Source organism: Actinomycetota bacterium (genome assembly GCA_035540895.1).
Taxonomy (GTDB): Bacteria; Actinomycetota; JAICYB01; order JAICYB01; family JAICYB01; genus DATLFR01.
The window spans coordinates 1-3,297 of sequence record DATLFR010000029.1 but is presented as its reverse complement, the minus strand read 5'-3'; the positions used below and the strand labels follow the sequence as shown (position 1 = coordinate 3,297).

General features: G+C 74.3%; 3 protein-coding genes. 1 reads left to right on the top strand and 2 read right to left on the bottom strand.

Annotated features, from left to right (window positions below; all coding sequences use genetic code 11):
• The coding region (locus tag VM840_01805) for an MraY family glycosyltransferase (GenBank protein HVL80310.1) at positions 1-1,218 on the top strand (1,218 nt) is incomplete at its 5' end.
• A 9-nt stretch (positions 1,219-1,227) separates the two neighbouring features.
• Here VM840_01805 and VM840_01800 read toward each other — a convergent pair.
• Together VM840_01800 and VM840_01795 are read right to left on the bottom strand one after the other, a co-directional pair.
• Positions 1,228-2,979, bottom strand: a complete 1,752-nt coding sequence (locus VM840_01800; protein ID HVL80309.1) for an SLC13 family permease — start codon at positions 2,977-2,979, stop codon at positions 1,228-1,230.
• 45 nt (positions 2,980-3,024) lie between these two features.
• Positions 3,025-3,297: hypothetical protein (locus VM840_01795; GenBank protein HVL80308.1), on the bottom strand; the 273-nt coding region annotated here is incomplete at its 5' end.

The following is a 3,297-nucleotide window of genomic DNA, read 5'->3' as shown; positions in this document are numbered from 1 at the left end:
CCGGCCCTCCCGGCCGAGGAGGTCCCCCTGCGGCTCCCGCTCAGCGCACTCGGCGGCGGGTTCGCCGCTGCAGCGGTGGCCGGGCTCGTCGTGCGTCCGGTGGCTCGCCGGCTCGGGCTCGTCGCCCGTCCCCGGCTGTGGCGCGCGGGCGCGGCGGCCGTCCCGCTCATGGGTGGGGTCGCCATCCTCGCCGGGCTCGGCGCGGGCGTGCTCGCGGGAGGCGGGTTGGCGGTGGGGCCGGCCGGAGCGGTCGCGGCGGTGGGAGTGGTGGTCCTGGCCGTCGTCGGGTTCCTCGACGACCTCACCGGGCTCGGCCCGTGGACGCGCCTCGCCTGGTCGGCGGCCGCCGGCGCCGCCGCCTGGCTCCTGGGCCTGCGCGCGGTCGTGCTCGTCGGCGACGGCGCGCTGGACGACATCGTCAACCTCGCCGTCACCGCGCTCTGGTTCGTGGGCGTCACCCACGCGATCAACATGCTGGACAACATGGACGGGAGCGCGTCCGGCGTGGCGGCCGTGTCCGCGGCGACCATCGCAGTGGTGGCCGTGCTGTCCGGACAGTGGGTCGTCGCGGTCTCCGCGTCCGCTCTGACAGGCGGGTGCCTGGGGTACCTCGTCCACAACGTCCACCCGGCCCGGGTCTACATGGGGGACCTCGGCGCCCTGTCCCTCGGGTTCGCCCTGGCCGCGCTCGGGCTCGCGCTGCGCCCGGGCCAGACGCCCCCCGCGTCGTTCTTCGTGGCCGTGTTCGCTCTCGGCGTACCGATCTTCGACACCGCGCTCGTCAGCGTGTCCCGGCTGCGCGACGGACGGCCCGTCGCCCTCGGGGGGACCGACCACGCCGCCCACCGACTGCGGGCGCGGGGCCTGGGGGTGACGGCGTCCGCGGCCAGCCTGTGGGGCGCCCAGGCGATGCTCGGACTCGCCGCGGTGGGCGTCGCCGTCTCGGGACGGGGCGGTGCCTGGGTGATCATCGCGGCGGTCGCCCTCGGGGGAGCCGCCGCGCTCGCCTGGTTCCTCCGGCAGCCGACGTGGCGCGCGGAGGGATCGCAGGACGCCTCGGCTGCCCTGCTCCCACCGGTGGACGCCGCCGTCGACTCGCTGCGGAGCCTCCTGGACAGCGCGGCCCTGTGGGAGTCGGACCCGGCCGCCGCGCGCCTGGCGGAGGAGACGATGCACCGCCTGGCCCGGACCCGCGACGCCCTGCGCGACGAAACCTGACGCGGGGCTCTAACGCAGGGGCCAGACCGCCGGAACCACCGCCAGCGTCACCGCCAGCATCACGAGCGTCAGCGGGCCCCCGAGCCGGGCGAAGTCCCCGAAGCGGTACCCACCCATCCCGTACACCATCGTGTTCGTCTGGTACCCGACCGGGGTCAGGAACGAAGCGGAGGCTCCCACGGCCACCGCGACCGCGAACGCGCGCGGGTTGAGCCCGGCCTGCGTCGACACCGCCATCGCGATCGGGAACATGAGGACCGCGGCCGCGTTGTTCGTGATCAGCTCGGTGAGCAGCGTCGTCGCGACGAGGACGCCTGCGAGCACCCCGACGTCCCCGAACGTGCCGAAGGCTCCCACGAGTCCGGACGCCACCGACCCCGCCAGTCCGGACCCTTCGACGGCGGCTCCCACCCCGAAGCTGGCCGCGATGACGACCACGACGTTGAGGTCGACCGACTCCCTCGCCTCGGTCGCCGTGAGGGCTCCCGTGACCACGAGCAACCCCGCTGCGACCAACGACGCCTCCAGGATCCCGACCACGCCCACGGCGACGAGCCCGACGAGCGCGACCGCGACTAGCCCGACCACCGTCCGCTTGCCCCGGCGCGGCGGCACCTCGGCTCCCAGGGAGGACACGACGAGGAAGTCGCCGCGGTCGCGCCAGCGTCCGGCGAAGTCCGTGCCCGCCAGCACGACGAGGACGTCCCCGCCCCGAAGCGCGACCTCGCCCAGCTTGCCGGGCACCCGTCCGCCGGACCGGTGGATGGCCACGACCGCGCCCCCGTAGCGCCCGCGGAACCCGACGTCCTTCAGCGTGGACCCGACCAGCGTCGACCCGGGGGCGACGACCGCCTCGAAGAACCGGCTCCCGCCGACCTCGAAGTGGCGCTCGGACGCCGAGACGAGACCGGGGATGCGCTGCAGGTCCAGGACTCGGTCCACGTTGCCCACGAAGGTGAGCCGGTCCGACGCCGCGAGCACCTCGTCGGGAGCGACGGGGGCGATGACGTGTCCGGACCGCTCGATCTCGACCAGGTAGACCCCCTCGAGGTTGCGCAGTCCGACGTCGGCCACGGTGCGGCCGTCGAGGGCGGCGGTGACCTCCATCTCGACCGCGAACTCGCGGGCGCCGTCCATGCGATCGGTGGGGGCGCGTCTGTCCGGGAGCAGGGCGTGGGAGAAGAGGGCGAGGAACGCGACGGTGGCGAGCGTGATGGGGAGCCCGACCCAGCCGATCTCGAAGAAGCGCAGGGGCGCCACCCCCGCCTCGCCCATGAGGCCCGCGACCACCACGTTGGTGGACGTCCCGATCACGGTGATCAGCCCCCCGGCGATGGCGGCGAAGCTGATCGGCATCAGGTAGGGGGCGGGGGACCGTCCGACCCGGGCGGCCCACGACGTCACCTGGCGGGCGAGCAGGGCGACGATCGGCGTGTTGTTCAGGAAGCCCGACGCGGCCGCGGTCGGCCCCACCACCCGCAGCAGCCGGCCCCGGGTGGAGCCGTTGCCGAGCATCGCTCCCGTGACCGGCTCGAGCAGCCCTGACACCTCGGCCGCCCGGGCCAGCACGTAGAGCGCGGCCACGGTGATGGGGGCCGGGTTGGAGAAGCCGGCGAAGGCGGACTCAGGGGTGATGACGCCGGTGACGAGCAGGACGGTGACCGCCCCCAGGAGCACGAACGGGCCGGACACCCGCTCGCTGGCCAGCAGCCCGACCACGGCCAGGACGACGGCCAGCGTGAACCAAGCCTCCCAACCCAAGGGTGCTCTCCCTTCGATGACGCTCGGGGGAGAGCGGAAGTGATGCTACCCGAAGATCTGCTGCTTCTTCTTGCGCTTCAGGCCCCAGGACATGCGCCCGGCCAGGAACCCGATGATGAGCCCGACGAGCAGTGAGGCCCACCAGGCCGGGCTCGAGTCGCCGGTCCGCTGCTGGGCGAGCGCGACCTCTTCCACCTCGTCGGTCGCGCGGGGGACGGGCCGGGAGACGATCCTCGGCGTGGCCTCCGGGGGGACGACGTCCAGGAGCGGGTCGGGAGTCGTCATGTCCGAGGTGAAAGGTTCGGGCGTGGGCAGGGT